At 64.9% G+C, this 24361-nt stretch carries 22 protein-coding genes and 2 tRNA genes; 13 read left to right on the forward strand and 11 right to left on the reverse strand.

All coding sequences use genetic code 11. The annotated features are described in order from the left end of the window. Window position 1: 1 nt before the first annotated feature. Window positions 2-3760, forward strand: coding sequence for an AAA family ATPase (locus GYK42_RS22115; RefSeq protein WP_166449231.1), 3759 nt, complete (start codon window positions 2-4; stop codon window positions 3758-3760). 15 nt (window positions 3761-3775) lie between these two features. On the opposite strand, the gene GYK42_RS22120 is transcribed toward GYK42_RS22115, so the two are convergent. Then, on the reverse strand, window positions 3776-3943 hold the full coding sequence (locus tag GYK42_RS22120) for a hypothetical protein (RefSeq protein WP_166449232.1): 168 nt from the start codon (window positions 3941-3943) through the stop codon (window positions 3776-3778). A 177-nt stretch (window positions 3944-4120) separates the two neighbouring features. Between GYK42_RS22120 and GYK42_RS22125 the strand changes: the two genes are divergently transcribed. The 5 genes from GYK42_RS22125 to GYK42_RS22145 all read left to right on the forward strand — a co-directional run bounded on the left by GYK42_RS22125 (window position 4121) and on the right by GYK42_RS22145 (window position 6840). Beyond that, window positions 4121-4330 (forward strand): hypothetical protein, encoded by a 210-nt coding sequence (locus GYK42_RS22125; RefSeq protein ID WP_034755039.1) that lies wholly within the window; start codon window positions 4121-4123, stop codon window positions 4328-4330. Between the two features lie 61 nt (window positions 4331-4391). Beyond that, window positions 4392-5249: a hypothetical protein gene (locus tag GYK42_RS22130; protein ID WP_166449233.1), complete on the forward strand. Its 858-nt coding sequence runs from the start codon at window positions 4392-4394 to the stop codon at window positions 5247-5249. A gap of 58 nt (window positions 5250-5307) precedes the next feature. Continuing rightward, window positions 5308-6486 (forward strand): methyltransferase, encoded by a 1179-nt coding sequence (locus GYK42_RS22135; RefSeq protein ID WP_166449234.1) that lies wholly within the window; start codon window positions 5308-5310, stop codon window positions 6484-6486. A 57-nt stretch (window positions 6487-6543) separates the two neighbouring features. Next, window positions 6544-6620, forward strand: a tRNA-Met gene (locus GYK42_RS22140). A 143-nt stretch (window positions 6621-6763) separates the two neighbouring features. Next, a tRNA-Met gene (locus GYK42_RS22145) sits at window positions 6764-6840 on the forward strand. 67 nt (window positions 6841-6907) lie between these two features. Here the strand turns inward: GYK42_RS22145 and GYK42_RS22150 are convergent. Continuing rightward, window positions 6908-7576 carry a hypothetical protein gene (locus GYK42_RS22150; protein WP_166449235.1) on the reverse strand — a complete coding sequence of 223 codons (669 nt, stop codon included), beginning with the start codon at window positions 7574-7576 and terminating at the stop codon, window positions 6908-6910. Between the two features lie 228 nt (window positions 7577-7804). On the opposite strand from GYK42_RS22150, the gene GYK42_RS22155 reads away from it, so the two are divergent. The 6 genes from GYK42_RS22155 (at window position 7805) to dbpA (ending at window position 15694) form a co-directional block, all read left to right on the forward strand. Next, window positions 7805-8323, forward strand: a complete 519-nt coding sequence (locus GYK42_RS22155) for a sigma-70 family RNA polymerase sigma factor (RefSeq protein ID WP_128139868.1) — start codon at window positions 7805-7807, stop codon at window positions 8321-8323. A 1-nt stretch (window position 8324) separates the two neighbouring features. After that, window positions 8325-9335, forward strand: a complete 1011-nt coding sequence (locus GYK42_RS22160; protein ID WP_166449236.1) for a FecR domain-containing protein — start codon at window positions 8325-8327, stop codon at window positions 9333-9335. A gap of 99 nt (window positions 9336-9434) precedes the next feature. Then, window positions 9435-11930, forward strand: coding sequence for a TonB-dependent siderophore receptor (locus GYK42_RS22165; RefSeq protein WP_166449237.1), 2496 nt, complete (start codon window positions 9435-9437; stop codon window positions 11928-11930). Between the two features lie 123 nt (window positions 11931-12053). Beyond that, the gene (locus tag GYK42_RS22170) at window positions 12054-13718 is read left to right on the forward strand and encodes an acid phosphatase (RefSeq protein WP_166449238.1); all 1665 of its coding nucleotides are present in this window, start codon (window positions 12054-12056) and stop codon (window positions 13716-13718) included. 205 nt (window positions 13719-13923) lie between these two features. Then, on the forward strand, window positions 13924-14160 hold the full coding sequence (locus GYK42_RS22175; RefSeq protein ID WP_166449239.1) for a hypothetical protein: 237 nt from the start codon (window positions 13924-13926) through the stop codon (window positions 14158-14160). Window positions 14161-14269: 109 nt separating this feature from the next. Then, on the forward strand, window positions 14270-15694 hold the full coding sequence (dbpA, locus tag GYK42_RS22180; RefSeq protein ID WP_166449240.1) for an ATP-dependent RNA helicase DbpA: 1425 nt from the start codon (window positions 14270-14272) through the stop codon (window positions 15692-15694). On the opposite strand, the gene GYK42_RS22185 is transcribed toward dbpA, so the two are convergent. From GYK42_RS22185 to GYK42_RS22200, 4 genes are all read right to left on the reverse strand, one after another. Next, entirely contained in the window at window positions 15681-16232 is a 552-nt protein-coding gene (locus GYK42_RS22185) for a hypothetical protein (protein WP_166449241.1), read from the reverse strand. The genes dbpA and GYK42_RS22185 overlap by 14 nt on opposite strands. Further along, on the reverse strand, window positions 16225-16803 hold the full coding sequence (locus tag GYK42_RS22190; RefSeq protein WP_166449242.1) for a hypothetical protein: 579 nt from the start codon (window positions 16801-16803) through the stop codon (window positions 16225-16227). Before GYK42_RS22190 ends, GYK42_RS22185 begins: the two co-directional genes overlap by 8 nt. 42 nt (window positions 16804-16845) lie before the next feature. Next, a complete protein-coding gene (cysS, locus tag GYK42_RS22195) occupies window positions 16846-18228 on the reverse strand; it encodes a cysteine--tRNA ligase (protein ID WP_166449243.1) in 1383 nt (460 codons plus the stop codon). Window positions 18229-18466: 238 nt separating this feature from the next. Further along, window positions 18467-19708 carry an MFS transporter gene (locus GYK42_RS22200; protein WP_166449244.1) on the reverse strand — a complete coding sequence of 414 codons (1242 nt, stop codon included), beginning with the start codon at window positions 19706-19708 and terminating at the stop codon, window positions 18467-18469. Window positions 19709-19835: 127 nt separating this feature from the next. Between GYK42_RS22200 and GYK42_RS22205 the strand changes: the two genes are divergently transcribed. Then, the gene (locus GYK42_RS22205; protein ID WP_166449245.1) at window positions 19836-20666 is read left to right on the forward strand and encodes an AraC family transcriptional regulator; all 831 of its coding nucleotides are present in this window, start codon (window positions 19836-19838) and stop codon (window positions 20664-20666) included. An 81-nt stretch (window positions 20667-20747) separates the two neighbouring features. Here GYK42_RS22205 and aqpZ read toward each other — a convergent pair whose 3' ends face one another. From aqpZ to GYK42_RS22230, 5 genes are all read right to left on the reverse strand, one after another. Then, window positions 20748-21437, reverse strand: coding sequence for an aquaporin Z (gene aqpZ / locus GYK42_RS22210; RefSeq protein ID WP_058048505.1), 690 nt, complete (start codon window positions 21435-21437; stop codon window positions 20748-20750). 211 nt (window positions 21438-21648) lie between these two features. After that, entirely contained in the window at window positions 21649-22077 is a 429-nt protein-coding gene (locus GYK42_RS22215; RefSeq protein ID WP_166449246.1) for a GNAT family N-acetyltransferase, read from the reverse strand. Next, window positions 22077-22535, reverse strand: a complete 459-nt coding sequence (locus GYK42_RS22220; protein ID WP_166449247.1) for an Ivy family c-type lysozyme inhibitor — start codon at window positions 22533-22535, stop codon at window positions 22077-22079. The genes GYK42_RS22215 and GYK42_RS22220 overlap by 1 nt, the downstream gene beginning before the upstream one ends. 63 nt (window positions 22536-22598) lie before the next feature. Continuing rightward, entirely contained in the window at window positions 22599-23009 is a 411-nt protein-coding gene (locus tag GYK42_RS22225; protein ID WP_166449248.1) for a hypothetical protein, read from the reverse strand. A 28-nt stretch (window positions 23010-23037) separates the two neighbouring features. After that, window positions 23038-24144 carry an amidase family protein gene (locus tag GYK42_RS22230; protein WP_346768150.1) on the reverse strand — a complete coding sequence of 369 codons (1107 nt, stop codon included), beginning with the start codon at window positions 24142-24144 and terminating at the stop codon, window positions 23038-23040. Window positions 24145-24361 lie beyond the last annotated feature (217 nt).

Raw genomic sequence — 24361 nt, forward strand, 5'->3', positions numbered from 1 at the left:
CATGAAAATACTGAAAATCAGCGGCAAGAACCTGGCCTCGCTGGCTGGCGAATTTGAAGTCGACTTCCAGCAGGAACCGCTGGCGTCATCCGGCCTGTTCGCCATCAGCGGCCCCACGGGCGCGGGCAAGAGCACCCTGCTCGACGCGCTGTGCCTGGCCCTGTACGACGCCACGCCGCGCCTGTTGAAAGTGCTGGGACGGGGCAGCGCCCTGCCCGACGTGGGCAAGGAAACCGTCAATGCCCAGGATACGCGCACCCTGCTGCGCCGCGGCACGCCCGACGGTTACGCGCAAGTCGATTTCGTCGGCAACGACGGCGCAAGCTACCGCGCGCGCTGGAGCGTGCGCCGCTCGCGCACCAAGGCGGAAGGCGCGCTGCAGGCAACCGCCATGAGCTTGCACCAGCTGCCCGCGCTGCAGCCCATCGGCGGCACCAAGACGGAAGTCAAGGAAGAGATCGAAAAGCGCATCGGCCTGTCGTTCGACCAGTTTACGCGCGCCGTGCTGCTGGCGCAAAACGAGTTTTCCACCTTCCTCAAGACGGAAGACAATGAACGGGGCGAGTTGCTGGAAACCCTGACGGGCAGCAGCATCTATACGGATATTTCCATGCGCGCCTTCGAGCGGGCGAAAAAGGAAAAACAGGTCCTCGAACGCCTGGGCGAAAAGCTGGCCGACCAGCGTCCCTTGTCGCCGGAAGAACGGGCCGATACCGAAGCGTCAAGTGGTGCAGCCGAGACCACCCTGCACACCATCGACTTGCGCAAGGCCGTGCTGGAACTGCAGCAACGCTGGCACCAAGAGACGCACAAGCTGCAAACCCAGATGGCGGCGGCGCAAGCGGCGCTCGATGGCGCGGATGCCGAACGGGCCGCTGCCGAAGCGCGCCGCGCGGCGCTGGCGCAATGGGAATTGCTGCAGCCGGCGCGGCCCCTGATCGACGACGTGGCGCGTCTGGCGAACGACATCGCCAGCACCGGCGCCACGCTGGAAGCGTCGCGCGCGCAGGCGGCGCAGGCCGTCGCCAGCGAAGCGCAACTGGCGCAGGCCGTACAACTGGCGGCAGCGGCCTTGCTGGCCAGGGAAGCGGCGCAACACGATGCGGCGGCCCTGCTCGACCAGGCCAAGGCGCTCGACGCCGGCATTGCGGCACACTTGCCCGCGCATGAGCAGGCAAAGCAAGCGGCGCAAGGTGCCGACCAGGCCAACGAGGCGGCGCGCGCCGCGCTGCACGCGCTGCAGCAGCGCCAGCAAGCCGCGCAGGCGGAACAGGAAGCGGGCAGCCAGTGGCTGGCGTCGCACCAGCAGTGGCAGGCGCTGGCGCAATCGTGGCAATTGTGGGATCAATTGTTTGCCCAGGCCGGACAAGCGGCCGCGCAAGCCGATGCGGCCGACGCCAGCATGGCCGAATCGACACGGCAGGTGCGCCAGGCCTTTGACGCCACGCAGGCGGCGCAAGATGCGCTGGCCAGCGCCGCTGCCGCGCTGGCGCTGCGCGATGCCGAACGGCGCGAGGCGCTGGCGGCCATGCAAGCCATCGATGGCCAGGGGCTGCAGGAACAGCGCGGCCGGCTGGAGGCGCACGCGCGCATCTTGACCAGCGCGGACAAAACCTTGAGCGAACTGACGCGCCAGCAGCAGGCGCTGGCGCACTGGCAAGCGAGGGCAGCCCAACTGGCGCAGGCCGCGCAAACGGAAAGCACGGCATTAGCAAAGGAAGCGGCGCAAACGGCGCAGCTGGAGGCGCGCCTGGCGCAGGCGGAAAAATCCTTGAAAGGCGCGGAAGCGGCATGCGCGGCCAGCGTCGAGCAGCTGCGGGCCAACTTGCAGGACGAGCAGCCCTGCCCCGTCTGCGGCGCGCTGGAACACCCGTACAGCCATGCCGATGACGCCTTGCAGGCGATGCTGGCCAGCTTGCAGGATGAGGTGCTGGCTTGCCGCACGCAGGCGCGCGGCAATCTGGAACGGCTGGCCACGCACAAGGCGGCGCTGGCAGCCCATTTACGCGAACAAGCGCAAACGGCGGAAGAACTATCTGCACTGCCGTCCATCATTGACGGCCTGAATGCGCAATGGCAGCCGCATGCGGATACCTTGCAGCTGCCGCCGGCAGACCAGCGCGCGGACTGGTTCACGCAGCAGCTGGCGGCCAATGCGGCAGGCTTGCAGGCGCTGGCGCAGCAGGAAACGGCGCTGCGCCAGGCCAGTACACTGCGCGAGCAGGCGCAGGCGGCGCACGACCTGGCGTCCAGCGACCACGCGCGCTGCACAAGCGCCGTCGCCGATGCGCAAGCGCGGCTGGCCCAGCTGCAGGCGCAGCAAGCGGGCAATGCAGACAAGGGCGAGACGGCGCGCGCCGCGCTCGATGCCTTGCTGGCGCAGCTCGATGGCGCCTTTGCCGACGCCGACGGCGCCGAAGGCTGGAAAGAAGGCTGGCGTGCCGGTCCGGCCGCCTTCCGTGCGGCGCGTGAATCGGAAAGCCGGCAATGGCTGAAACAGCAGGCGGACCAGGACAAGCGCGGCCACGCGCTGGCGACCCTGGCCGCGCAACTGGAAGCGGCGCTGTTGGCCGCCGGCAAGGCACAGCACACGGCGCAGGAAGCCCACGCCGCCTTTGCCGCCGCCGACAAACAGCGCACGGCGCTGCAAGCGCAGCGCAACGCGCTATGGCAGGGCCAAAGCGTGGCCGAGGTCGAGCGCGCGCTGGCGGACGCCATCGCGCAGGCCAAAGAACAGCTGGCGCAGCGGCAAACGGCGGCACAGTCGGCCGGCCAGCAGCGCACGCGCCTGGAAGAAGCGTGCGCGCAGCTGTCGCAGCGCCTGGCCGCCTTGCGCGAGCAGGCACACGGCGCCACCGCCGCCCTGCACGGCTGGCTGCGCCAGTTCCAGGATGCCCACCCTGGTCACGCACCCGCCACGCTTGACGAGCTGCACGCGCGCCTGGCCATCGCGCCGGACACCATGCGCGCCGAACGCGACGCCCTGCAAGTGCTCGCCGACCGCCACACGGCGGCTGTTTCCGTGCTGGCCGAACGCCGGCAGCAGCTGGCAGCGCACGTGCAGCAGCCGCCGGAAGCGCTGGAAATGGACGTGGCGGCGCTGCAGGCCGCGCTCGACGCCCTGCTGCAGGAACGCCAGGCTGCCAACGAGGAAGCGACGCGCTTGCGCCTGGCCATCGCGCAGGATGACGCCCGGCGCCACAGCGCGCAAGCGATGCTGGCGCAGATCGAGGCGCAAGCCGTCATCGAACGGCGCTGGGCCGGCCTGAATGAATTGATCGGCTCGTCCGACGGCAAGAAATTTCGCAACTACGCGCAGCAATTCACCCTGGAAGTGCTGCTGGGCTATGCCAACGCGCACCTGAACCACCTGGCGCGCCGCTACCAGCTCGAACGCATCGACAACCCGAACAATCCGTCGCTGGGCCTGATGGTGCGCGACCAGGACATGGGCGGCGAGCTGCGCTCCGTGCACTCGCTGTCGGGCGGCGAATCGTTCCTCGTGTCGCTGGCCCTGGCGCTGGGCCTGGCCTCGCTGTCCTCGAACCGGGTGCGCGTGGAATCGCTGTTCATCGACGAGGGCTTCGGTAGCCTGGACACTGAAACCCTGCGCGTGGCCATGGATGCGCTCGACGGCTTGCAAGCGATGGGCCGCAAGGTGGGCGTCATCTCGCACGTACAGGAAATGACGGAGCGCATCGCCACCCGCATCCTCGTGCAGCCGGGATCCGGCGGCAAGAGCGTGGTGACGGTGCGCTGATTTAATAGCGACTACCTAGCGGCTGGCCGGCTCCCGGCACAATCTGAGCATGTCCCAACCCAGTTCGCGGCGGATCTGCTCGGGGTCGGGCGGCGGCCGGCGCTGTTCCAGCTCCGCTTTCAGCCACTTCCTGACCAGCTCCTTGGCGGGCTGTGCAGGCTTTTCCTTGTCATGCTTGTCCATGGTGCTACCTCTTCAATGGGTGCCAGATGGCCTCCGTAGTGTCTCAACGTGATAGACACGATTCAGTTGACTTCAGCGTGGCGCAGTTGCAACAACGTGTAACGATGGCCGGAGTGCGTTAAAATCGCCGCCTTCGCGCAGGCACCGCCTACGCCCCGCAACAGTTCAAGGAAACCCATGAAAGCCGCCCGCAGCCTCACCTTCAAGTGCGTAAAATGTCACAAATCCATGCAGGTCTACCTGCAAAAAGTCTCCGCCTGCTCGCATATCCAGCCATACCAGGGCATTTGCGCATGCGGCGAACTCAAGCGCCACGCCACGGGTCAGGCCGATGCCGTCAAGTCCTATCTGGAGTCGGCGGACGGTAGCTGGTCGCACCACCACTAATGGTTAAAGAATGGGCGTAGAACGCCGTTAATAACGGTACTTCGCTCATTGAGAAACCGCCATGTCCCAGCTTCCCGCCCTCGCCAGCCGTCAACCCGCCTCGAATACGCTGGCGGGCCAGCAACCGTCCCGCACGGGCGGCGCCACCACGGGGCTGGCGGCTTCGCCCCTGATGCAGCGCACGGCGCAAGACGTGGTGGCGCTGTCGAAAAATGGCCTGGACCTGTCGGCCAAGGGGCTCTCGCAACGGACCGATGCGCTGGGCAACGCCACCGTTGACGTGGCGCAGGATTTTTTGAGCAACATGACGCGCCAGCTGTTCGGCGACGGCGCCACCGTTGCCTTCGATTCCGTCGACCTGCAGGCGGGAGCCAGTTTCAGCAGTTCCAGCGCCAGCGTCTCGGGCGCCAGCGGCAGCAGCCGCGCGGCCGCCTTCAGCCTCGATGAGAACGCGCACTTCATCGGCAAGGGCAAGATCACGACGGCCGACGGCCAGACCTTCGACTTCGAAGTGGAAGTGCAATATCAATCGAACATCAGCGCGGGCGTCCTTGAGCAAACGCAAGAGGCATCTGAAGAGGCAAGCTCTGCCGAAGACGCGAGCCTGCCCGCCAAAGAATTGCCCGACACACATTTCGCCGGCAACCTGCACGACCTGTTCAAGCTGCTGGGCCAGCAATTGCAAAGCAATCTCTATCAGGGCCTGTCCGACGGCGCCAGCGCCAGCGGCAACGATGGCGACCTGGCGGGCAGCCTGAGCTTGCGCTTGCTCAAACTGGTGCAGCCGGACGCTGTCGCCGACGCCGGCAAGAAAGCAGTGGAAGCCACGCCGGAAGAGCAGGCGCGCACCCGCGCGCTGGCGCTTGCCTATGGCACGGACAGCGCCGGCAGCACAGACGGCACGGCCAGCAACGTATAATGGAAGACGGCCTGCGCAGGCGACCATGCCGCGCGCCCCCTTCTATCGATTGAATCCCATGTCCGACACATCTTCACCTACCGTTCATCCGCAGATCCACTGGAGCGAAAACGGCGCCGAACACGCGGCCCGCTGGCGCTCGGAAAGCGGCATGCCGCCGCCCAAGCGCGTCGTCATCGCCGATGACCGCACGACGGCCGACCAGGCTTACCGCCTGGCCTGCGAAGGCACGGCCATGCTGTGGCGCGGCGACTTCCAGAACGCGCGCCAGCTGCTGCAGGCACTGGCGCGGCGCGCCGACCACAAGAACGACAAGCCGAGCAAGAAGGCCAAGGCCGCCAAATTGGCCAAGCCGGAACCGTCCGCCACGGAAGCCTTCCATTTGCACCGCCAGGCGCAGTCGCAACGCGCCCGCACCCTGGCCATGGTGCTGCTGCCCTTCGACGCCGACTACACGATCCCGCTGCGCCGCGCGCCGGACGTAAAACTGGCGTGCAATGAAGCGTATGGCCGCGGCGAAGAGCCGTTCGTCGCCTCGCTGCGCGAGCTGCTGGGCCTGATCGGCGCGCACGAATGGCGCCGCACGGGCGTGGAACTGCCGGCCCTCGGCCAGCGCATCCACCCGCATTACGGCGTGTTCGCGCCGATCCGCGGCGAATACGTGGGCCTGGTGGCGGAAGCGCCGCTACCCGCGCGCGCCAGCCTGGCCTTCGACATCGGCACCGGCACGGGCGTGCTGGCCGCCGTGCTGGCGCAGCGCGGCGTCGCCCGCATCGTCGCCACCGACCAGGATCCGCGCGCCCTGTCCTGCGCGCGCGAAAACCTGGCCCGCCTCGATGTGGCCGACAAGGTCGAGGTGGTGCAGGCCGACCTGTTCCCCGCCGGCCGCGCGCCGCTCGTCGTGTGCAATCCGCCCTGGCTGCCGGCCCGCCCCAGTTCGCCGATCGAATACGCCGTCTACGATCCGGACAGCCGCATGCTGCGCGGTTTCCTCGCCGGCCTGGCCGAGCATCTGGAGCCAGCCGGCGAAGGCTGGCTGATTCTGTCCGACCTGGCCGAACACCTGGGCCTGCGCCCGCGCGCACAATTGCTGGAATGGATAGAACAGGGGGGCTTGAAAGTCATCGACCGCCTGGACGTGAAGCCCACCCACCCGCGCGCGCAGGACGCCACCGACAGCCTGCACGCGGCCCGCTCGAAGGAAATCACCTCGCTGTGGCGCCTGGCGGCGGCATAATCCAGGGTCTGAAACCCCGGCCATTGCGCATTGCAGCAAACCCCGCTATAATTCGCCTGCGGGGTGGAGCAGTCTGGCAGCTCGTCGGGCTCATAACCCGAAGGTCACAGGTTCAAATCCTGTCCCCGCAACCAATATATAAAAGCCGCTGATTCTTGCAAAGGGATCGGCGGCTTTTTCCATTGCGGCGCAGCATGTCCAACACCCTCCTGCAAACCAAATGCCTTTCGTGTCAATCCGCTCTTTCGCAATGCAACAAACTCGGTTATAATTCGCCTGCGGGGTGGAGCAGTCTGGCAGCTCGTCGGGCTCATAACCCGAAGGTCACAGGTTCAAATCCTGTCCCCGCAACCAATACATAAAAACCGCTGATACCTGCAAGGGCATCAGCGGTTTTTTCATTCCGGGTCTGGCCCACTTTTTACACGGCGACGCTGGCCCTGATCTGTCTGGCCGCCGCGTGCAGGCTGGCCGCCACGCGCTCCAGCTTGTCGGCACCCGCCGTTTCGGCCAGGGCGGCAAACGCGCTGATATGAAACGTGGCCACCATGGCTGGCGACACTTCGAGCTCGAGCGCCGTCTTGCTCAGTTCCGTCGACGCCTCAAGATAGGGCTCGCTGCCTGCCTCGAACGCTTGCTTGGTTTCCAGCAATTCCTGACCGCCTTCCGCCTTGGCCAGGCAGGCATCGACCTTTTGCTGGAAGGCCGGCAAGGTGTCGCGCACGGGCCCGGCATCCGGCGCGGCTTCCGCTTCCGGCTCTGCGGGTGCGGGCTCGGTTGCGGCCGGCTTGGCGACAGGCGCCATGTCGCGCAATGTCAGCCAGCGCTCGACGGCGAGAAAGTCGGCAAACGGCTCGGCCACCTTGGGATTCATCAGCCAGACTTCGCCCGTGCGCCAGTCTATCCGGGCACCGCGCTCGTTTCTGGCCAACAAAATATCCTTGCCGCCATCGGCATTCGACACCCGGCCGATGTCGAGCCAGTTCATCAATTCCGCCTGGCGCGACATCGCGTTGACCCGATGAAAATAGGCCAGCCATACAAATCTGGCGACCAATAGAACCAGGGCACCGCCAACCATCCACATCATTTTTCGCTCCGCTCCGCACCACATCGACAGCCCGCATTTTCTCACATGAAAGCTTGCACCAAGGAAACTTTTACATCTGTCGTGCGGCAGCGCAAATCCGGCGCCGCGCGTGACCCGGACGCGCAGTCGCATTTCAGCAACGCCGCGCTTTCCTGATTGCCTGGCGTGCGCCGCTGCGCTATCATGAGAACAATTCTCATTTAGATTAAGATATCCGATCCCGTCCGCATGCTGTCCGCCCCTTCCCCGCCGTCCGATTTCCAGGCCCTGTATGCCGAGCACCACTCGTGGCTGCTGCACTGGCTGAAGCGCCGCCTGCACGATGCGGGGCTGGCGGGCGATCTGGCGCAAGATACCTTCATCAAGATTTTCGTTGCGCGCAGCAGCGCCGGGATCGCGCAGCCGCGCCCTTTCCTGGCCACCATCGCCAAGCGCCTGCTGGCCAACCACTGCCGGCGCGAAGAGCTCGAACGGGCCTACCTCGACGCCCTGCTGCACCAGCCGCAAGCGTGCACGCCGTCGCCGGAAGCGATGTCCATCCTGCTCGAATCGCTGCAGCTGGTCGACCGTGCGCTGGACCAGCTGTCCGCCAAGGCCAGGGCCGCTTTCCTGCTGGCCCACCTGGACGGCATGACCTACGCCGAGATCGCCGCCGAACTGGGCACCACCACGCATTCCGTCAAAAAATACCTGAGCAAGGCCAACCTGCTGTGTTTTTTTGCCGTGCCCGATTTTGCCGCCTCCTGACATGCGCGCCGCCACCGTCTACGCCCAGGGCCAGCCCATCGACCTGGCCATCGCCATGCAGGCGGCCGAATGGCTGGCCACCCTGATGAGCGGCGAAACGACGCCGGCGGAAAAAACGGCCTGGCAGCAGTGGCGCCAGGCGCATCCCGATCATGAGCGGGCGTGGAAACACATCGAAAGCGCCAGCGGCGGCTTGCGCGAACTCGATGCGCAGGCCAGCCGCAAGGCGTTGACACAGCGCTCCCGCCCTGCCTCGCCTATCTCGCGCCGCCGCAGCCTGCAATTGCTGGCATGGGCAGCCACCATCGGCGTCACGGGCTGGTTCGGCGCGCGCTCGGAATACGCACCCGGATTTGCCCGCGCCGCGCTGGCCGACCTGTCCACCGGCGTGGGCGAACGCCGCGAGCTGAGCCTGCCCGACGGCAGCCGTTTGCACCTGAACAGCGACAGCGCCGTCAACATCCGCTACACGGGCACGCAGCGCCTGCTGCAACTGGTGCGGGGCGAAGTGTTCATCGCCACCGCCCGCGAAACGGGCATGCCCTACCGCCCCTTCCTCGTCGAAACGGCGCAAGGCCACGCGCAGGCGCTGGGCACGCGCTACTCGGTGCGCCAGGCCGATGGCAGCACGCTGGTCGCCGTCGAGGAAGGCGCCGTCCGGCTGATGCCGCGCCATGGCGATGCCAACCCGGTGATCCGCGCGGGCCAGGGCGGCGGCATGACGGCGCAAGGCACCCTGCCCGCGCACGCCGTCTCGCCCGACGTCTGGGCCTGGCGCCAGGGCCTGCTGCTGGCCGACGCCATGCCGCTGCGCGACTTCCTGCATGAACTGAGCCGCTACCGCCACGGCTTGCTGGGCTGCGACGACGCCGTCGCCGGCCTGCGCATCTCCGGCGTCTTCCCGCTGGCCGACCTGGACGCCGTGCTGCTGTCGCTGCCCGACTCGCTGCCCGTGGACGTGCGCCTGCGCACGCGCTACTGGGTGCAGGTCGAGGCGCGCCAGCCACGCTGAAAATATATTGTGACGCCAGCGAAAAAAAAGTACCCGTTTTAGATTCTCGCGTGACCTGTGTATGAAAAGTTCTTTTGACGACTACAACACAAGGTAACCATGTCTCCTGCCATTCATTCCAAGCCGCGCATCAAACCCATGGCGTATGCCATTCAACTCGTCTTTATCGGTTCGGCCCTGCTGCTGAATATGCCAGCGCCAGCCCAGGCGCAGGAAAGCGCGGCGGCCGCAGCGGCCGCTCTCGACTTCCAGATACCGGCAGGCGACTTGTCGGCCGCGTTGCGCCAGGTCGCCAGCCAGGCGCGTGTCATCCTCAGCTTCACGCCGGAACAGACGCGCGGCAAGACGTCGGCGGGCTTGAGCGGCCGCCACGAGGTGCTGGCCGCCCTGAACGGCGTGCTGCGCGGCACAGGCCTGAAGGCCGAACGCAGCGCCAACGGCAGCTATGTGCTGCGCCCGGCCGATGCGGTGGCGGGTGGCGAAGCGATGGCGATGATGCCGGAAGTGTCGGTCAAGGCGCAGCAGGATGCGACGGAAGGCTCGGGCGCGTATGTCTCCCCCCTGCCGATCACCACGGCAACGCCGCTGGGCCTGTCGATCCGGGAAACGCCACAATCGGTCAGCGTCATCACGCAGCAGCGCATGCAGGACCAGGGCTTGAACACCATCGCGCAAGTGATGGCGCAAGCGCCGGGCATCACCCTGTTCTCGCTGGGCAGCGAACGCTCCGGCTTTACGTCGCGCGGCTATGCGATCACCAATTACCAGCTCGATGGCGTCAGCACGCATTCGGAAAACCTGGGCCTCAATGCGATACCGTCGCAAAGCCTGGCCGACATGGCGCTGTACGACCGCATCGAAGTGCTGCGCGGCGCCTCGGGCCTGATGACGGGCGCGGGCGACGCTTCGGGCGCCATCAACATGGTGCGCAAGAAGCCGACGGCGCAGTTCCAGGCGTCCGTCGAGGGCGAGCTGGCTTCCCGCAACGAACGGCGCGGCATGGCCGACATTGCCGGCCCGCTCAACGAGGCAGGCACCGTGCGCGGCCGCCTGGTGGCGCTGTACGAGGAAGGCGACAGCATCATCGACAACTACAGCCACGATAAAAAAGTCGTGTATGGCGTGCTCGAGGCGGATCTTTCACGCGACACGAAGCTGACGGCCGGCGTCACGCACCAGCGCAAGCGCTCGAACGGATCCTTGTCCTACCTGGGCTTTCCCCTGTTCTACAGCAATGGCACGATGACGGACCTGCCGCGCTCTTTCAGCCCGGCCGCCAAGTCGAACCGCTTCGGCAGCAATTCGACCGACCTCTTCGTCACCCTGGAACACGCGCTGACGAACGACTGGAAACTGAAAATCTCGGCCAACCGCGTGCAGTCCTCGCAGGAAGAGCGCTCCGTGTTCATGAACGTGAGTAGCGCCTTTCCCGACCAGGCCACGGGAGATGGCCTGCGCATGAGCGCCGACTACCGCGATTACCAGCTCCAGATCAACAGCGTGGACGTCAACGTGCGCGGCCCGTTCAGCGCATTCGGCCGCCAGCACGAACTGGTGCTGGGCATGGACTACAACGAATTTCAAAGTACGACGGATGGCCGCTTCGACAAGAACATCCAGGGCCAGCCCGTCAACCTGTACCGCTGGAATCGCACGGCAACGCCCGTGTTTGGCGATACCTTCGTCACCTACGACAGTACGCGCCGCCAGGCCAGCGCCTACGCGGCCAGCCGCTTTACGCTGTCCGAACGACTGAAACTGATCGCCGGCGCAAAAGTGCTGCGCTATAGCGAAAACTACATCTCGGACGCGCCCACTGTGCCATTTTATAGCGCGTCCCCGGCATCGGACAGCAACGTCTTCACGCCGTATGGCGGCCTGGTGTTCGACATCGATGGCACGCACAGCGCCTATGCCAGCTACTCCACCATCTACCAGCCGCAAGCCTCGCAAGACCGCTACGGCAAGCTGCTGGCGCCGCGCGAGGGCAAGACCTTTGAAGCGGGCATCAAGAGCGGCTGGTTCGACGGCCGCCTGAACACGTCCGCCGCGCTATATCTGATCCGCCAGAAAAACCTGGCCGAATCGGATCCGGGCTATACCCTGCCCGGCTCCAACGATCCGGCGTTCCGCACCATCAAGGGCGCCGATACCAAGGGCATCGACCTGGAAGCGACGGGCGCCATCACACAGGACTGGAACGTGTCTGCCTCGTGGTCGTACAGCCAGACGGAAAACAATACCGGCAAGGCGATCCAGACCACCTTCCCGCGCCACCTGGTGAAGCTGTGGACCACCTACCGCCTGCCCGGCGAACTGCATCGCCTGACGGTGGGCGGCGGCGTGAACTGGCAAAGCCGCGTGTATTCGGACATCGACGCGTGGCAGATCAACAGTACCCTGCACTGGGAACAGAAGGCGTACTCGGTGACCAGCCTGATGGCGCGCTACGACGTCAACGACAAGCTGTCGGCCACCGTCAACGTGGCCAACCTGTTCGACAAGCAGTACACGGCTTCCGTGTCGGACTGGTGGTACTCGGGCATGTATGGCCCGGCGCGCAAGGTGGCGCTGAAGGTGCGCTACCAGTTCTAGGGCCAGAGCTGGGCTGAATATTTCACAGGGGCGCAGGGCCGGTGATACAATTTTCCCGCTTCACGGGCGTTGCCGGCCATTGCCGCCAACGCCCGTGCCCATAGAGACACCCAAGGAGAATGTGTGAAGGACCTCGCCCCCGCCCTGCCAGCCGATCCGGCCGACCAACCCGCCAATCCCTCGCGCCGGCGCATTTTCCAGGCCGCATCCGCAGTCGGCCTGGCCGCCAGCCTGCCCGCGCTGGCCGATGCCGCGCCCGCCAAAAAAACCATCGCCAAGGGTTCGCTCGACGCGAAACTCAAGGCGCACGTCAAGAACGTGGTCGTGATCTACCTGGAAAACCGCAGCTTCAACAACCTGTTCGCCAACTTCCCCGGCACCAGCTCGCCCCTGTCCGCCGTCACGGCTGAGCAGGCGCAGCAGCTGGACCGCGACGGCAAGCCGCTGGCCACCCTGCCGAAAATCTGGGGCGGCCTCGTGCCGAACCAGCAAAATATCGGCGGCACCGATTACCTGATCAAGGAAGACCAGATTTCCGGCCTGCCCAACGCTCCCTACAAATTGAGCGACGCGGCCGGCAAACCCCTGCCCGAGAGCATCATCACGCGCGACCTCGTGCACCGCTTCTATAACAACCAGATGCAGATCAACGGCGGCAAGAACGACGGCTTTGCCGCGTGGGCCGACAGCGGCGGCCTGGTGATGGGTCACTACGGCGAAACGTCGAAAAACCTGAACCTGTGGCAGATCGCCGAGCAGTACACCCTGTGCGACAACTTCTTCATGGCGGCCTTCGGCGGCTCCTACATGAACCACCAGTTCCTGGTGACCGGCCGCGCCAACGAATACTTCAACGCTGCCGAGACGGCGGCAAAGAAAAAGATCGCCGTGCTGTCCGACGGCCCGCAAGGCGTGCGCCTGGCGATCTCGCCCGACTGCCCCGCCTCGGCGCTCGATGGCAAGCCGAAATACGTCAATGACGGCGCCCTCACGCCGGACGGCTATGCCGTCAACACCATGGCCCCGCCATATCAACCGAGCTACATCCGCCCCGCCTTCGACGGCGACCCGCTGCATGCCGACCCGGCCGACGCGAACACCCTGCCGCCGCAAACCTATGACACCATCGGCGACCTGCTGTCACGCAAGGGCGTCAGCTGGGCGTGGTATGGCGGCGGCTGGCAAGCGGCCCTCGACCAAAAAGGCGGCGGCAGCAAACCGAACTTCCAGTTCCACCACCAGCCGCTGAACTACTTCAAGCAGTTCGCCCCTGGCACCGCCGCGCGCGCCGAGCATCTGCGCGATGGCGGCACGGGCGACAGCCCGATTTCGAACAAATTCCTCGCCGCCGCCGTGGCGGGCAAGCTGCCGGCCGTGACCTTCTACAAGCCGCAGGGTAATCTGAACCTGCACGCCGGCTATTCCGATATCGAATCGGGCGACCAGCACGTGGCCAACGTCATCCAGCACTTGAAGGAATCGCCGCAGTGGAAGGACATGATCGTGGTGATCACGTTTGACGAAAACGGCGGCTGGTGGGATCACGTGGCGCCGCCGAAAGGCGACCGCTGGGGTCCGGGCACGCGCATTCCCGCCATCGTCGTCTCGCCGTACGCGAAGAAAGGCGCCGTCGACCACAGTTTTTATGACACGACGTCGATCCTGCGCCTGATCACGCGCCTGCATGACCTGCCCCTGCTCGAAGGGCTGAAAGTGCGCAACGATGCGTTTGCATCGCGCGGCGCGCTGCCGCCGGGCGACCTTACTGGCACTCTGAGCTTCCGCTAAGCCACCCACAATGCGGCACGCCTGTGATACACTGCGTGCCGCACTTAAATCCGCAGGAGAAGTTTTCCTGCAGCTTGTCCCAACAATGAGCCCGACTCCAGTAGCCGGGCTTTTGTTTTGTGGATGAAGTTAAAGCGTATAGACATAGGCAGGCAGCATCTTGCCCGCCCCCTGGCTTTCGCAGGCCAGGGACAGAGGTTAGCAAATGAGAGATAAAAAAGACAACGCCACCATCGACTTGCCCGGTTTCGGCCCGCCGCCAGCGCCCGAGGCGCCAGCGCCGGCGCCTGAACCGCAGCGCCGCCCGCGCGCGCGCAAGGTGGCTTTGAAGCAGGTGCAGCTCGAGTTGCTGGAGCCGACCGACGCCACGGGCTTGCCCGTGTGGACGCGCGACGCCGGACTCGATCTCACCGGCTTGCCCATCTGGGCCCCCGATACCTGATTTTCCAACGCGGGCGGCCGTTTGCCGCCGGCTTTATCATCATCCGCACAAGGGCGTAAATCGCCTGTAGACTGTGCCCATCCACCCGCTTTTTACCGGCTACGCCCCTATGAACACCACCTCCGCCACCACTTCTTTTTCCAGCCTGCCCCTGACGCCCGCCTTTTTGGCCAACCTGGATTCGCTCGGCTACCACGAGATGACCACCATCCAGGCGCAAAGCCTGCCGGCGGTGCTCGATGGCCGCGACCTGATCGCCCAGGCGAAAACGGGCAGCGGCAAGACGGCCGCCTTCGGCATCGGCATTCTGCACAAGCTCAATCCGGCCTGGTTCGCCGTGCAGGGCCTGGTGCTGTGCCCCACGCGCGAACTGGCAGACCAGGTGGCAAATGAGCTGCGCCGCCTGGCCCGCGCGGCCGGCAACATCAAGATCCTGACCCTCACGGGCGGCGCGCCGATGCGCCCGCAAATCGCCTCGCTGGAGCACGGCGCCCACATCGTCGTCGGCACGCCGGGCCGTTTGCGCGACCACCTGGGCCGCGGCACCATCAACCTGAATCACGTGCAAACCCTGGTGCTCGATGAAGCGGACCGCATGACGGACATGGGCTTTTATGAAGAAATCGCCGGCATCGTCAGCGCCTGCCCGGCGCGCCGCCAGACCTTGCTGTTCTCGGCCACGTATCCGGAAGACATCCGCCGCGCCACCGCGTCGTTCCTCGTCAATCCGCTGGAAGTGACGGTCGAGGCGCAGCACGACAACGACAAGATCGAGCAGCGCTTCTATGAAATCGGCTTCGACGAGCGCAACAGCGCCGTCGGCAAACTGCTCAAGCACTTCAAGCCGGAATCGACCCTGGCCTTCTGCAACACCAAGGTGCATTGCCGCGAGCTGGCCGACGAACTGCGCCAGCAAGGCTTTTCCGCGCTGGCCCTGTACGGCGAACTGGAACAGCGCGAGCGCGATGAAATCCTTGTGCTGTTCGCCAACCGCAGCTGCTCCGTGCTGGTGGCCACCGACGTGGCCGCGCGCGGCCTCGATATTTCCGACCTGGGCGCCGTGATCAACGTCGATGTGTCGAAGGACACGGAAGTGCACATCCACCGCATCGGCCGCACGGGCCGCGGCAGCAAGAAGGGCCTGGCCCTGTCGCTGTGCGCGCCGAACGAGAAAAAATGGGTCAAACTGATCGAGCAATACCAGAACAGCGCCGCCGAATGGCACGACCTGAAGGGACTGGCGGAAGATGACGGCATGGAGGCGCTGCCGGCGCCGATGGTCACCCTGTGCATCATGGGCGGCAAGAAGGACAAGCTGCGTCCGGGCGACTTGCTGGGCGCGCTGACGGGCGACGCTGGCCTCACCAAGGAACAAGTGGGCAAGATCAACGTATTCGAATTCATGACCTACGTGGCGCTGGACCGCAAGGTGGCCGAAGCGGCCTTCAAGCGCCTGAACGCGGGCAATACCCTGGGCCGCGACTTCGGCAACATCAAGGGCCGCAGCTTCAAGATGCGCTTTATCGAAGCGTAAGCGCCTGCAAGGCACGCAGGGCCGCCATGGTCCTGCGTCCCGGATAGTCTTCCCACAAGGGATAGCGCCCGCGGTAGTAGCAGCTCCAGTAACTGATGCTGCGCCGCTCCAGCGTGTCCACATAGGCGGGGTTCTCCCGCAGGTAGCGCGCCAGTGCATCGGCATTCCAGGCCGGCAGCGCCGCGCCAATCACCTCGATAATCTCCAGCACGTATTCGCCGCACAGGTGCACGACAAACGGCACCGTCCACGCCCGCTCCTGCAGCAGCAACTGCCTCAAACACGCTTCGCGCACATGGCCGTCATGGTGGCGCGCGCCCAGGCACAGGGCGATCACGCCCGCGTCGCCGGGCAGCCGCGTACAGGCCAGCAGCCGCTCGCTGTCGTAATAGGTGCGCGAGGGGATCCGCAAGGCCTCGCCATCCTGGCACACCGAAAACGGCCACACGGGCGCATGCAACTGGCCATCTGCCAACACGGGCAGCAGCTGCGCCACGGTGCCGGCCAATGCGGCCGGAAAGGCATCCGCTTCAGCCATCGCGCCCTTCCCGGCACACCTTGCGCACGCCCAAGGCAGGTTTATCCACCTTTTCAAAGATCACGTTCGAATACCAGTCGGCAGGATCGCCTGCGGTCGGCTTGCCCAGCGAAATATGGTAGCCGCCATGGGTGAACAGGGCCGTGGTTTCCTTGCCCGGCGTGACGCGCTGCAGGAAGGCCGGCCAGGCCGCCTTGTCGACTTGATTGAAACGCGCGGCCAGCAGCGCCAGCAAACGCGCGTGCGAGGACGGCGCATACGGGAACAGATACAGGTATTCGACCAGTTCCCCGCCGTCGGCCAGCCGCGTGACGGCGGCCGTCGCCGCATCCACGGCTTCCTTGCCCGCGCCAAAACTGCACAGCACCCCGCCGCTGTAGGCGAAATCGATGACGGTCGCCGGCGCGCACGCCTGCCGTTCACGGTCGATGCCGACGGGCGGCAGCGCGCGCACTTGCGCCAGCAACGCCTCGCCCGATGTGGCCAGCGCGGGAAAGCCCGGGCATTCGCTGGCCGCCCGGGCGGCAGAAAAGGCAAGGCAACAACTCAGTAGCAGCAAACGGCGCTTCACGGCATCTCCAGTGTCATCATGCGGCCATTATGCCGGACATCTTCACAAAGGCCGCGCCTGTTGCCCCTGCGGCGTATCATCGATGTCATAGCCAGCCGCGCGCGCCAATTCGCGCAAGCGGTCCGCCTCGGCCCACTGGCGCTGCGCGCGGGCGACGGCCCGTTCCGCCATCCACGCCTGCACCGGCTGCGGCACGGCCACCTGCGCCGGCCGCCAGGCCAGCAGGTCGAGACCCAGGGCCGCATCGAAGCGGGCCATCGTGGCCTTTTTCACGGCGTCCGGCAGCCCGCTTTTCAGCAGCTCCCAGGCCACGGCCAATGCACGTGGAAAGTTCAGGTCATCGTTGACCTGCGCCGCGAAACGCGCCAGCCATGCGGGATCAGGTGCGGCCTCACCTTGCGCTTCGCCAAGGCCATGCACGCTGACGCGCAGGCGCGCCAAACCGCTGGCGGCGGCGCGCAACGCTTCGTCCGTGAAATTGAGGCTGCTACGGTAGTGGGCGCCCAGGCACAGGTAGCGGTAAGCCAGCGGATCGACGCCCTGCTCCACCAGGCTGTGCAAGCGTAAAAAGTCGCCCGAAGATTTCGACATCTTCGCATCCTGTGTTTTCAGGAAAGCGCCGTGCAGCCAGAAGTTGGCCAGGCGCGTGCCGTGGCGCGCTTCCGTTTGCGCGATCTCGTTGCTGTGGTGGACGGCCACGTGGTCTTCGCCGCCGCAATGGACGTCGAAGTACGTCCCCAGGTGCTTTTCCGCCATGGCCGAGCACTCGATATGCCAGCCCGGAAAACCCAGGCCCCACGGGCTGTCCCACTCCATTTGCCGCTGTCCCGGCACGCCGCTGAACTTCCACAGCGCGAAGTCGCAGATATCGCGTTTTTCTCCGAGGTCCACCCTTTTCCCCGCCTGCAGGCCATCGCGGTTCAGGCGCGCCAGTTTGCCATAGCTGCTTTGCCGCGTCGTGTCGAAATAGATGCCGTCATCCGTACGGTAGGTATAGCCCTTCGCTTCCAGGTCGAGGATGAAGGCGATCTGCTCGGCGATGTGGTCCGTGGCGCGGCACCAGACGGTGGGCGGCAGGATATTCAGCGCGCGCAAATCATCCTCGAACGCGCGCGTAAATTCAGACGCGATGTCCCAGGCCGACTTGCCGCTGCGGGCGCTGCGCGCCTCGATCTTGTCATCGCCGCTGTCCGCATCCGACGTCAAATGGCCCACGTCCGTGATGTTCATCACGTGGCGCACCTGCAAGCCGTTGAACTCGAGCGCGCGGCGCAAGCCGTCGACGAACAGATAGGTGCGCAGGTTGCCGATGTGCGCGTAGTCGTAGACGGTGGGACCGCAAGCGTACAGACCCGCCTGGCCCGGGGTGATGGTTTCGAAGGGCCGCAGGCTGCGGCTATACGTGTCGTACAAATGAAGTGTCATGCGGGACTTTCATGCGCGTTGCGGAAAAAGAAAATGGCCACAGGTTTTTCAACGCTGTGGCCATCGGAATGAGGAGTAAAAAGTTTAACGGCGCCGGGCCGCATCCTCGCGAAGCCAGGTACACGGACACAGCGCAGCGGCGGCGCGGTATGCAAGGACTGGATGGAGGATGGAAGAGATCATGGAGACAATATCGCATGCGCGCGGGCGGGCCGTCAAGCCCTCCCGCGACGCCAGCTTATTTTTTCGCCTGCTCGATATGCGGCAGCAGCACCGTCAGGATGCCCAGCAGCGGCAGGTAGGAACAGAGTTTGTACACATAGGCGATGCCGGCGATATCGGCCAGGTGTCCCATGGCGGCGGCGGCGATGCCGGACACGCCGAACATCAGGCCAAAGAAAATGCCCGCGATCATGCCCACCTTGCCCGGCACCAGTTCCTGCGCGAAGACGACGATGGCGGAAAACGCGGATGAAATCACGAAGCCGATGATCACAGTCAGCACGGCCGTCCAGAACAGGTCGACGTAGGGCAGCAGCAGGGTAAATGGCGCGGCGCCCAGGATGGAAATCCAGATCACGCGCTTGCGGCCGATGCGGTCGCCGATGGGGCCGCCCATGAAGGTGCCGGCCGCCACGGCGGCGAGGAAGAGGAACAGGTACAACTGGGCATCGCCGAGCGACAGGTGGAATTTGTCGATCAGGTAGAACGTGTAATAGCTCGACAGGCTGGCCATGTAGATGTACTTCGAGAATACCAGCAAGGCCAGCACGCCCAGCGCGCCCATCACCTTGTTGCGCGACAGGTTAGGCCCGTGTCCGCCCGTCTTCGGCTTGAAGCTGGCCAGGTGGCCGCTGTACCAGTGGCTGACCTTGTACAGCACGCCGATGGCCAGCACGGCCAGCAGGCTGAACCAGGCGATATTGCCGTGGCCACGGTTCACGATGACGGCGGCCGCCAGCAGCGGGCCCAGGGCGGAACCGACGTTGCCGCCCACCTGGAACAGCGACTGGGCAAAACCGTAGCGCCCGCCCGAGGCCATGCGCGCCACGCGCGACGCTTCCGGGTGGAAGGTCGACGAACCGACGCCGATCAGGCCGGCGGCGATCAGCAGGGTGGGAAAGGTCGAGACGACGGACAGCATCAGCACGCCGGCCAGGGTAAAGCACATGCCGACGGGCAGCAGGAACGGCAGCGGACGGCGGTCCGTGTACAAGCCGATCCAGGGCTGCAGCAACGATGCCGTGCACTGGAACGTCAGGGTTATAAGGCCGACCTGGGTAAAACTGAGTGAAAACTCGGCTTTCAGCATCGGATAAATCGACGGCAATAATGCCTGGATCAAGTCATTGAGCAAATGCACGAAGGCGACGGCGCCCAGGATGTGCATGGCCAGACCGGATTGTTGTTGGGAGCTATGAAGCGAGGGCGCCGCCGGCACGGCCTTGGCCAATGCTGGAGCAGTTGTGGTTGTGTGCATGTGTCATCCGCAATAATCGGGCACGGCGGGCGGCCCGGCAAAGAAGCCAGTATAGTATGGTCATTGAACTGATAACTTCCAATAATCGTCGCCCAAGTGACAACTAGGTGCCCCTCCAACGACCAGCATGTACACCCAACCACTCGTCCAGACCCACCCCGATGGCGTGCCGTTCAGCCGCAGCACCAGCTCGCACGACTACCAGCATGTGCCGCGCCCCGTGACGGCCATGTCGCGGCAATACGTGGCGGGCGAGTACACGGCGCCGCACAGCCATGTACGGGCGCAACTGCTGTATGCAACGGAAGGCGTGATGCGCGTGTCCACCGAGCACGGCGTGTGGATGTTGCCGCCGCGGCGCGCCCTGCTGATCCCCGTGGGCATCGTGCATGAAGTCCACATCTTGAGCGAACTGAGCATGCGCACCGTGTACATCGACGCGCAGGTGGCGGCCCGATATGGCGCCGATTGCAAGGTGCTGGAAGTGAGCCGGCTGTTGCGCGAGCTGATCCTGGCCTTGCTGGCCGAACCGGTCGAATATACGCTAGAGGGGCGCGGCGACTGGCTGGCGCACCTGATCCTGTCGGAACTGGCGGCCGCCGATACCGTGCCCCTCGCCATCCCCTGGCCGCGCGACCGGCGCCTGGTGGCCGTCTGCTCGGCCATCATGGACGCGCCCGGCAGCCGGCGCAGCATCGAGGACTGGGCGCAGGACGCGGGCGCCAGCGCGCGCACCCTGATCCGCTTATTTCCCAAGGAAACGGGTCTGCACTACCGCCAATGGCTGCAGCAAGTCCACCTGGCCGAGGCATTCTGCCGCCTGGACCGGGGCGAAGGCGTGGCCGCCATCGCCTATGCGCTGGGCTACGCCAGCCCCAGCGCCTTCAGCGCCATGTTCCGCCGCATCCTGGGCCGCACGCCGCAGCACTACCTGAGCGAGTGGCGCGCCGCCGAGTAAACGAAAAAAGCAGCCCGAAGGCTGCTTTCGTCAAGTTGTAAGCCGGCAATTGTCGGCTGACGCCCTGCGGGCCAAGCCGACCTACTCTTTTTCGCCGGCGATCAGGCGGTAGGCCAGCGCGCCCAGCAAGGCGCCGATGATCGGTGCCAGCCAGAACAGCCACAGCTGGCTTGTCGCCCAGTCGCCCACGTACAGGGCCACGCCCGTGCTGCGGGCCGGGTTGACGGAGGTGTTGGTGACGGGGATGCTGATCAGGTGGATCAGGGTCAGCGCCAGGCCAATCGGCAGCGGGGCGAAGCCGGCCGGCGCGCGCTTGTCGGTGGCGCCCAGGATGACGATCAGGAAGAACATCGTCAGCACGATTTCAATGACCAGCGCCGACAGCATCGAATAGCCGCCCGGCGAGTGGGCGCCGAAACCGTTCGAGGCAAAGCCCTTGCTGACGTCGAAACCGGCCTGGCCGCTGGCGATCACGTACAGCACGCCGCCAGCCACGATGGCGCCCAGCACTTGCGCGATGATGTATGGCAACAGTTGATTGGCAGGGAAACGGCCGCCGGCCCACAGGCCGATCGAGACGGCGGGATTCAGATGGCAGCCCGAGATGTGGCCGATGGCGTAAGCCATGGTCAGCACCGTCAAGCCAAACGCCAGCGCCACGCCGACAAAGCCGATGCCAAGGCCGGGGAAAGCGGCGGCCAGCACGGCGCTGCCGCAACCGCCCAGTACCAGCCAGAACGTGCCGAGAAATTCGGCGCCATATTGTTTCATGATGTATTCCTTTACATTGTCGAAAAAACGTACCCAGGGGACGACCGGTCAGACCGCTCATTCAGCTCGCCCTCACCGCATGGCGATGGCAAGGCAAAACACCAACAAAGTACGGCTGCGCAAGCGCAGCAGAGCGCGCATAATGACATATTGTCATTATCAAGGCAATATTAATCTGATACGACAATATCAATAGTTTTTATGGAATCAACTATTTTTTTGATAATTTTACTGACGCGGGGCGGCGCATGTACTTTTGCGGCGCCTCCAGCGGCGCAAAACCAAAGCCTGCATACAGGCCATGCGCATCGTCGGTGCCCAGCATCCAGACGACATCGCACAGACGCGCATCGCCGAGTACGGCGGCCACCATCTGCTTGCCATAGCCGCGTCCCTGGTATTGCGGCAGCACAAACACGTCGCGCAGGTAGGCAAAATCCGTGTAGTCGGTGATGACCCTGGCGAACGCCACTTGCTGTCCATCTACATAGCCGCCGAAACACAGCGCGTTGGCGATCCCCTTGCGCACCGTTTCGATCGCCACGCCACGCTTCCAGTACGACTGTTCGCTCAGGTAGCGGTGGATCATGGGCACGTCCAGTTCGTCGCGCTCGCTGGAAATGCGTAATGGCGCGTGCATCAGTTCTTGTACAGCAAGTCGGCTTCAGCGATGCTGGGCTCGCCGAAGTACACGGTGCGCAGTTCTCCCTTGGCATCGCTGCCCATGTACACGCCCGTCATGCTGCGCGCGACCGGATCGTACAAAATGGAATAGCGGTGGCCGCAATTGTGCGGTTCGCAGACGCTGCTCAACAGGCGCGCCTTGCCGTCGATCTCGACCGGCTTGAGCGGGCTGGCCACGCCATCGGGCACCCAGCGCTGCCGTTTCAGGCCAGCCTTTTTCAAGCCGACATTGAAGGCCGTGCGAAAGGCGTAGTCCGCCTTGTAGACGTCGGGGAAATACGGACAGGTATGGCCGCCGTCACAACTTTGCGCCTGCTCGATCAGCGACAATTTGGACGTACGCGCTTGCGCCGGCATAACGGCCAGCGCCACGGCAGCGCCCATGAACAGGGGCAAGAGCAAACGTGTGGACATGTAATCTCCTAAAAACATCGATAACAGGCGCAGCATAGCAGAATGGCATCTTGCACACGGGCATCAGGGAGAACAGCGAATACCGACAACACCGTTGACCTTGCCTTCCGGCCAGCCCGTCTCGCGCCAGCGGTACACGCCGGGCGCGACGATGATCAACTGCCATTCCACCAGCTTGCCGGCGGCATTGAGGCGGGTTTCATTGTCATAGCGTAACGTCAGGCTATGCTCCGTTTCCGCCACGACCGTCGCGGCAAAGCGGTTGGTTTCGCCCAGCTTGCTTTTCCACGTGCGGTCGTTGAAGATCGCCAGCCGCCGGTGATCGTCGGATAGCTGCATGCGCGTGAAGTGGCGCGCTTCTTCGCACACACTATTCGTATTCACGCTGTCGGACCAGCTGCCGGACAGTTGCTCGGCATCAAAAGGAGTGGAGGTGGCGGCCGCGGCCGCGATCAGCAGCAAGGTTGCAAGCATAATTTATCGAAAGAAAACAAAAGAATCGTCATGGTCGACGCAGCGCCAAAGTGATGCTCGATGGCAGTGCGGGCGTGCACCGGTGCAAAGTCGCCTGCTCGTAGGCATACGCCATCGCAATGAGCGGCATGTCGCCGTGAGCAGGGCCGATGAAGGACAAGCCGACCGGCAAGCCCTCGACCACGCCGGCAGGCACCGTAATATGCGGCAAGTCGGAATGCGGCGGTGCCACGCCATGGCAGGTGGGACCCACCAACGCATCGAGCGCATGCGAACGCAGCAGCGCTTCGATGTCGCCAGCCCCGGACGCGGGCGGCGGCTCGATCAGTTCCGCGCCCTGCTCTCGCAGCACGTGCAGCGCCTGTTCGATCACGGCATCGGTCCCGGCACACAGGCCGAACAGCTTGCGCGCCACGCCGATGCGGCGCCCGCGCAAGCCGGCGGCATCGAACACCGTGCCATCGGCCAGGCGCTCGCCGCTCAAGGCGGCCAGCAGCCACGCTGCCTCGCGCACGCTGGGGGCCATCGGTCCAGCCATGGCTGGCTCGCCGCCCTGCCCGCCTACAGCCCTGCCCGAAGGCTTGATGGCGACCAGGCCGCAGTTTGAAGCCGGCGCGACGATGGCGCCGTCCGCCGCGCTGTCGACGGCCAGGATGGTGAGCCCCGCCCAGCTGGCACTGGCATGCGGCACGCTGACGGCGGCCCACTGGCGCAAATTGCTTTTGCCGATGATCACGGCGCCGGCCGCGCGCAAGCGCGCCGCCACGAAGGAATCGCAGCTGGCATGCGTGGCCAGGGGCGCTTGCGTGCGCGTCTTCATGCGGTCGCCCGTGGCGATATTGTCGCGCAAGACGACGGGAATACCGTGCAAGGGGCCGCGCACCTTGTGCACTTGCCGCTCGCGGTCCATTTCCAGGGCGATTTTCAGCGCATCGGGATTGATTTCAATGCCGGGATAGGCGCGCGCGCCTATGCTGCACAAGGAGCGGATTCGGGCCAGGTACTGCGACGTCAGCGCATGGGAACTGAGTTTGCCTGCCTGCATCATCTGCTGTTGCGGCAAGACGCCCGCGTCGAGCAGATTGGCCATGGGACTGGCCGGCGCCGTGGCACGGGCCAGTACGGGGCGCGACACGCTCCGGGACGCGCCACTGCGTAACATCTGACTGCGCTGCATCGTATCTCCAGGAAACCTCAGTGTTTCTAACGCAATAATGTGCTAGCCATAGCATAGCAGTCCTTGCAACTCAATTGTTGTTGAAGGGAATTATTTTTTAAGCAAAAAAAAACGCCGCCCGAAGGCAGCGTTTCTTGATGGTCCAGCACTGGAGCAAGCCAGGCCGGCGTTTGCC

Origin of the sequence: Janthinobacterium lividum, from assembly GCF_011601275.1 — a bacterium.
GTDB classification, from domain to species: Bacteria; Pseudomonadota; Gammaproteobacteria; order Burkholderiales; family Burkholderiaceae_D; genus Janthinobacterium; species Janthinobacterium lividum_E.

Excerpts from the sequence above, each read along its gene's own strand:
- GYK42_RS22125 (WP_034755039.1), top strand. The coding sequence starts at position 4,121 with ATGAAAGCCGCCCGCAGCCTCACCTTCAAGTGCGTAAAATGTCACAAA.
- cysS (WP_166449243.1), bottom strand. The coding sequence starts at position 18,228 with ATGACACTTCATTTGTACGACACGTATAGCCGCAGCCTGCGGCCCTTC.
- GYK42_RS22120 (WP_166449232.1), bottom strand. The coding sequence starts at position 3,943 with ATGGACAAGCATGACAAGGAAAAGCCTGCACAGCCCGCCAAGGAGCTG.
- GYK42_RS22220 (WP_166449247.1), bottom strand. The coding sequence starts at position 22,535 with ATGTCCACACGTTTGCTCTTGCCCCTGTTCATGGGCGCTGCCGTGGCG.
- GYK42_RS22115 (WP_166449231.1), top strand. The coding sequence starts at position 2 with ATGAAAATACTGAAAATCAGCGGCAAGAACCTGGCCTCGCTGGCTGGC.
- GYK42_RS22135 (WP_166449234.1), top strand. The coding sequence starts at position 5,308 with ATGTCCGACACATCTTCACCTACCGTTCATCCGCAGATCCACTGGAGC.
- GYK42_RS22165 (WP_166449237.1), top strand. The coding sequence starts at position 9,435 with ATGTCTCCTGCCATTCATTCCAAGCCGCGCATCAAACCCATGGCGTAT.
- GYK42_RS22225 (WP_166449248.1), bottom strand. The coding sequence starts at position 23,009 with ATGCTTGCAACCTTGCTGCTGATCGCGGCCGCGGCCGCCACCTCCACT.
- dbpA (WP_166449240.1), top strand. The coding sequence starts at position 14,270 with ATGAACACCACCTCCGCCACCACTTCTTTTTCCAGCCTGCCCCTGACG.
- GYK42_RS22160 (WP_166449236.1), top strand. The coding sequence starts at position 8,325 with ATGCGCGCCGCCACCGTCTACGCCCAGGGCCAGCCCATCGACCTGGCC.
- GYK42_RS22155 (WP_128139868.1), top strand. The coding sequence starts at position 7,805 with ATGCTGTCCGCCCCTTCCCCGCCGTCCGATTTCCAGGCCCTGTATGCC.
- GYK42_RS22150 (WP_166449235.1), bottom strand. The coding sequence starts at position 7,576 with ATGATGTGGATGGTTGGCGGTGCCCTGGTTCTATTGGTCGCCAGATTT.
- GYK42_RS22175 (WP_166449239.1), top strand. The coding sequence starts at position 13,924 with ATGAGAGATAAAAAAGACAACGCCACCATCGACTTGCCCGGTTTCGGC.
- GYK42_RS22130 (WP_166449233.1), top strand. The coding sequence starts at position 4,392 with ATGTCCCAGCTTCCCGCCCTCGCCAGCCGTCAACCCGCCTCGAATACG.
- GYK42_RS22185 (WP_166449241.1), bottom strand. The coding sequence starts at position 16,232 with ATGGCTGAAGCGGATGCCTTTCCGGCCGCATTGGCCGGCACCGTGGCG.
- GYK42_RS22200 (WP_166449244.1), bottom strand. The coding sequence starts at position 19,708 with ATGCACACAACCACAACTGCTCCAGCATTGGCCAAGGCCGTGCCGGCG.
- aqpZ (WP_058048505.1), bottom strand. The coding sequence starts at position 21,437 with ATGAAACAATATGGCGCCGAATTTCTCGGCACGTTCTGGCTGGTACTG.
- GYK42_RS22215 (WP_166449246.1), bottom strand. The coding sequence starts at position 22,077 with ATGCACGCGCCATTACGCATTTCCAGCGAGCGCGACGAACTGGACGTG.
- GYK42_RS22205 (WP_166449245.1), top strand. The coding sequence starts at position 19,836 with ATGTACACCCAACCACTCGTCCAGACCCACCCCGATGGCGTGCCGTTC.